We start from the raw sequence: 4,970 nt of genomic DNA on the forward strand, positions 1-4,970 counted from the left end.
TCAACTCACATCAAGAAAGAAACGCATTCCTAATGACATTTGTTGACAATTACAACAAAACCCGGCTACATTGTCTACAATATAAAGCCCCTTGCGAAGCGCTCGCTATTCATGCGGAACTATACACCTTCGCGGGGATGACAAGGGAAATCAAAGTGAATAGTCTGGAAATAAATTCAGCAACAAGCGAAAGCAACTTTCATGAAACAAACGATCGGTCTTCTTCAGATTATCAAATCATCTTTGGCGATGAAGTGTCCTAAATGCGGAAAGGGATCTGTCTTTAAGGGGTTTCTTACTTTAGTCGATAAATGTTCTTCTTGTCATTTAAAGTTTAAAGAGCATGATAGCGGCGATGGGCCTGCTGTTTTTTTGATTTTTGTTTTGGGCTTTACGATTGTACCAATTGCTCTCTATTGCTATATGAAGTTTGATTGGCCGGAATGGGTTCATTTTACACTTTGGCCCATTGCAATTTTGGCAGCAACAATTGGGATGCTGAGACCCGTTAAATCTTTGACGATGGCTCTGCATTATCATTATATTACCAAAGACAGAGAGCATGCCTCTCATGATGAGGAGTAGCGAGTCATGAGCTTTTGGCGGCAAAAGAAAGTTATTATTCCAAGCATTATGACGCTTATCATGATTATTGTTTTGCTGTCTCTTGGCTCATGGCAGATGAGACGTCTTGAGTGGAAAGAAAAACTATTGGCAGAAATTCATGAGGCTTTGTCAAAAGATGCGGTGCCTTTGGCGGACAATCCATTGTCTGAAGACTCATCAACGCCAATAACACGCGTGAATGTTGAGGGCACACTTTTAAAAGATAAATCAATGATGCTTATCCCGCGTATGAATGAAGGGGAGAGAGGAGCTCATTTGATTGTTCCCCTCGAGCAAAAGGATGGTAAGACATATTTAGTTGATATGGGGTGGGTACCTGAGGATTTTGATCCTCAATCTTTGCCGGATGATGTAAGTGATCTTTCTGGGATATTAAGAAAACCGAGTGACAAGGGTTCAATGCAGCCTGACAATAACCTCGGAGATAAAACGCTGTTTTGGTACGATATGCCGTCAATTGGAACATCGCTTGATCTTAAGAAGCTGCAACCTTTTATTATTGAGCGAGATAAAAATGATTTGGCCTTGCCAGAGAATATGCCTATTCCACAGGATCGATTTGTTTTGATTGCCAATAATCACTTTCAATATGCCTTGACTTGGTATAGTCTTGCGATTGTTCTTTTAGTGATCTACAGTCTTTATTTACGGAGACATTTTAAATTAAAACCAACCGATACAGAGGTTGAGCAGAAATTGCGTGAGCAAATTAAGCAAAAAATAGGCAGGAATTCATGACAGTCAATTCAAAATCATCAATCGAACACACAACGCTTCCCAATGGGCTCCGGATTGTTACCAATCGGATGGCTGATGTTGAGTCTGTTTCAATGGGTCTTTACATCGGGTCTGGATCAAGAGCGGAAACCAAAAGTGAAAACGGGATTGCTCATTTTATTGAACATATGCTTTTCAAGGGCACCAAAAAACGGAATGCAAAAGATATTGTGGAAGCCATTGAATCTGTCGGAGGATCAATCAATGCTTATACATCTCGAGAGCTGACAGTCTATCATACCAAAACCTTGAAAGAAGATTTTGGGACCAGTCTTGATGTTCTCACAGATATGATTCAGCATTCAATGCTAGCTGATGAGGAATTTAAACAAGAGCAAAATGTGATCATTCAGGAGATTAACCAGAGCTTTGATTCTCCCGAAGATGCGATTTATGATGATTTTCAGGTGCAAGCCTATGGCGATCATGCCATGGGGCGTCCGATCTTGGGGACTGAAGATACGATTATGAGCATGACGCCGGATCATTTGCGCTCATTTATTGATCGTCATTATCACACTGGCAATATTGTTTTGTGTGGAGCAGGGAATATCAATCATGCTCAATTCACTGAGCAGGCAGCTCATTATTTCCAGAAAGCGCCTTTGGTGCAAGATGTGACGCCTCAGAAGTCAATCTATCAAGGTGGAGAGATTAAAACAAAGCGCGATATCGAACAATTGCATTTGGTTTTAGGTTTTAAAGGAACGCATAACACGGCGGCTGATTATTATGATCATGTTATTCTGGCTGTGGTTTTTGGGGGAGGGATGTCCTCTCGCTTGTTCCAAGAAGTGCGTGAAAAGCGTGGTCTTGCCTATAGTATTTACAGTTATAATAATAGTTATAAGGATACAGGGCTCTTGGGTGTATCAGCCGCTTTGAATGCTGATAAAGCAAGCGATATTCTGCCGATTATCAGAGATGAGCTTTTTGGCCTAGGGCAATCGATGACATCGGATGAGCTTGAGCGTGCAAAACGTCAGATCAAATCATCGCTTTTGATGTCGCAAGAAAGCAGTATGGCAAGATGTGAAAAGCTCGGTCATCAAATGCTGATTCATGGCAGACCGATTCCACTCGCTGAACAAGTCCAAAAAATTGATGCTGTCACAAAAGAAAGCGTATCGAAGGTTTTAGATCGCATGATCGCGGCTAAAAATCCAACGCTTGCAGCTTTAGGGCCAGAAAAAGCCATTCAGGCAAAAGGCCTGTCGATTGCTCAATTGGTATAATGTGAGTTCTGAGGATGTCTTCTACACCAGAGCGTTTGGCAAAACGAATCGCCTCAAGTGGCTATTGTTCGCGCCGTGATGCTGAAAAATATATCTTTGACGGTCTTGTGACAGTCAATGGCATTGTGTGCGCTGATCCTGCAACCAAAGTCACTGAGCAAGATGAAGTGATGGTTCGGGGAAAAAAGATCACAGCAGCGACAGAGGTTGAACTCTATATTTTCCACAAGCCAGCAGGTGTCGTCATCACGAAAGATGATCCGGAAGGACGTCCAACTTATCGCGATTATTTTCCGCGTGACCTTCAAACACTCAACCCGGTTGGGCGTCTTGATATGATGACAGAAGGTCTTTTGCTTCTGACCAACAATGGAGCCTTTAAACGATATTTGGAAATGCCAGCTCATGAAATTGAGCGCCGGTACGAGGTCCGTGTCTATGGACGCGTGTCTCAATCACAATTAGACCAGCTTGTTGATGGTATTGAGATTGATGGTGTTTTTTATCACCCTAAAAGCATTCGTGCTGAAAAGCCCGCAAAGAATTATGATGGCAATTTTTGGCTCGAGGTTGTTCTGACAGAAGGTAAAAATCGCGAAATTCGGAATATTATGGATTATTTAGGGCTCAGGATCTCACGTTTAATTCGAGTCGATTACGGGCCTTTTGCCCTTGAAGAGCTTGCAAAAGGAGCTTGGTATCGGTATGATGAGGGGAATCTTGAATCCTTATTTCCAGATTTTTTTCATTCACATAAATAGAGATAGTATGCGCATCATCGCTGGCAAATTTAAAAATCATCACCTTGTTTCACCATCATCGAAAGATGTGCGGCCAACCTCTGATCGGATTAAAGAGTCGATCTTTAATATTCTCTGGCATCATGATTGGTTTGAATCATTTGCAGCAATTCGTTGTTTAGATGGATTTTGCGGCACGGGTGCCTTGGGTTTTGAAGCTTATTCACGTGGTGTTGATTCTGTGACTTTTGTTGATGTGAGTGCGGAATCTTTGAAAGTTTGTACTGAAAATCAAAGAAAATTGGATCCATCTAAAAAGAACACTCATCTGATTCGGGCTGATTTATCTGAGACGTCAGGGGCTGTGGCTTTAGCTTCCAGAGGCCCATTTGATTTGATATTTCTCGATCCCCCTTATCAACAAGGTCTTATTGAAAAAGCAATTTTATCTTTATTATCTCAGAATTTAATTGCTGATGGTGCTGTTTTGGTTCTAGAAACACATAAGGTTGAGACAATTGATTTACCTGTAGGTTTTAGTATTTTGAGCGAAAAGATCTATGCAACAACAAAAATTCATTTTGTTCAGCGCGATTCTGCTAGCTGACACTTGAGAAATATAAATATTGTGTTAATATCCTTTTTATATTAAATTGAAAGGAATATATTATTATGTCATTGATTAATCCACAAGTTATTGCGTCATCACCAATTATTGAAGCTGAAGGAGCATCATTCGCGGTGCAGTCAGATCAGTGTCCGCGTTTTGTCGAATTTTTAGGAACCCATGGTGCCTTTAATTTTAAACTTGAAATCAAAGAAATGTGTGATCGTTCAGCTCAAAGCTTTACCATAGATTTTTATCAGTTTGCAGAAGAAGATGCTTTGACAACAATTCAAATTTTGATTCAGTATTCTGTTCCATTGAGTTTTATTATTCAAGCATTAGTTTTAGTAAATGCAAATGAAGTTGCGGATGAGCTGAAGGCTATTTCACTGCCACAAGTTTCACCTAAAGAAGAAAAATCGGTTGCAGAAAAAGTTCTGAAGGAAGCTGACAGAGTTGTTGATCAAATTCAAAAAGAAGCTCCAAAGGCACTGGATAAAGTCGAAAAAGAAGCTGATAGACTTGCAAACCAGACTGCCAAAGCCGTTAAAAAAGGCAAGAAGAAGCTGAAAAAAGCTTTTAAGAAGTGGTAAAGCGCCGTTAGACCGTACTCTCTAAGACGTCGATGATGAAAACTGTCAAAGCAAAATAAAGCGTCATGCCGCACTTGTTTACAATATAAAGCCCCTTGCGAAGTGCTCGCTATTCATGCGGAACTATACACGAAGGCAGGTGTCCAGGAATTTATCAACATGAAGTCATCCTGAACTCGTTTCAGGATCTGTTTGTAATTGCAGGGAGATGTCGAAACAAGTTCGGCATGACGCGCTGGTTGTTGTTTTTCCTGGATCCCTGCTTTCGTGTACAGACCGGAGACATAGGTAACGAATGTGCGGGGACATAGGTAACGAAAATTGATAAACTTTACGGCAAAAATGGGAGATCTAAAATGCCGTGGTTAGCAAAAGGAGTTATCGAAGTGAG

Annotated in this window: 6 protein-coding genes; all 6 read left to right on the plus strand. The window is 40.9% G+C overall.

Annotated features, from left to right (window positions below; translation table 11 throughout):
• Positions 1-201: 201 nt before the first annotated feature.
• The 6 genes from KBF71_08755 to KBF71_08780 all read left to right on the plus strand — a co-directional run bounded on the left by KBF71_08755 (position 202) and on the right by KBF71_08780 (position 4,579).
• Positions 202-585: a DUF983 domain-containing protein gene (locus KBF71_08755; GenBank protein ID MBP9878400.1), complete on the plus strand. Its 384-nt coding sequence runs from the start codon at positions 202-204 to the stop codon at positions 583-585.
• A gap of 6 nt (positions 586-591) precedes the next feature.
• On the plus strand, positions 592-1,365 hold the full coding sequence (locus KBF71_08760) for an SURF1 family protein (protein ID MBP9878401.1): 774 nt from the start codon (positions 592-594) through the stop codon (positions 1,363-1,365).
• Positions 1,362-2,639: an insulinase family protein gene (locus KBF71_08765; GenBank protein ID MBP9878402.1), complete on the plus strand. Its 1,278-nt coding sequence runs from the start codon at positions 1,362-1,364 to the stop codon at positions 2,637-2,639. Before KBF71_08760 ends, KBF71_08765 begins: the two co-directional genes overlap by 4 nt.
• A gap of 14 nt (positions 2,640-2,653) precedes the next feature.
• Entirely contained in the window at positions 2,654-3,400 is a 747-nt protein-coding gene (locus tag KBF71_08770; GenBank protein MBP9878403.1) for an rRNA pseudouridine synthase, read from the plus strand.
• 7 nt (positions 3,401-3,407) lie between these two features.
• Positions 3,408-3,986, plus strand: coding sequence for a 16S rRNA (guanine(966)-N(2))-methyltransferase RsmD (gene rsmD, locus KBF71_08775; GenBank protein MBP9878404.1), 579 nt, complete (start codon positions 3,408-3,410; stop codon positions 3,984-3,986).
• 65 nt (positions 3,987-4,051) lie between these two features.
• Positions 4,052-4,579 (plus strand): hypothetical protein, encoded by a 528-nt coding sequence (locus KBF71_08780; GenBank protein ID MBP9878405.1) that lies wholly within the window; start codon positions 4,052-4,054, stop codon positions 4,577-4,579.
• The last annotated feature ends 391 nt before the right edge of the window (positions 4,580-4,970 follow it).

Source organism: Alphaproteobacteria bacterium (assembly GCA_018063245.1).
In the GTDB taxonomy this organism is placed as follows: domain Bacteria; phylum Pseudomonadota; class Alphaproteobacteria; order JAGPBS01; family JAGPBS01; genus JAGPBS01.

Bases quoted from the DNA above. Each gene is read 5' to 3' on its own strand.
- KBF71_08760 (MBP9878401.1), top strand. From the start codon at position 592: ATGAGCTTTTGGCGGCAAAAGAAAGTTATTATTCCAAGCATTATGACG.
- KBF71_08770 (MBP9878403.1), top strand. From the start codon at position 2,654: ATGTCTTCTACACCAGAGCGTTTGGCAAAACGAATCGCCTCAAGTGGC.
- rsmD (MBP9878404.1), top strand. From the start codon at position 3,408: ATGCGCATCATCGCTGGCAAATTTAAAAATCATCACCTTGTTTCACCA.
- KBF71_08780 (MBP9878405.1), top strand. From the start codon at position 4,052: ATGTCATTGATTAATCCACAAGTTATTGCGTCATCACCAATTATTGAA.
- KBF71_08755 (MBP9878400.1), top strand. From the start codon at position 202: ATGAAACAAACGATCGGTCTTCTTCAGATTATCAAATCATCTTTGGCG.
- KBF71_08765 (MBP9878402.1), top strand. From the start codon at position 1,362: ATGACAGTCAATTCAAAATCATCAATCGAACACACAACGCTTCCCAAT.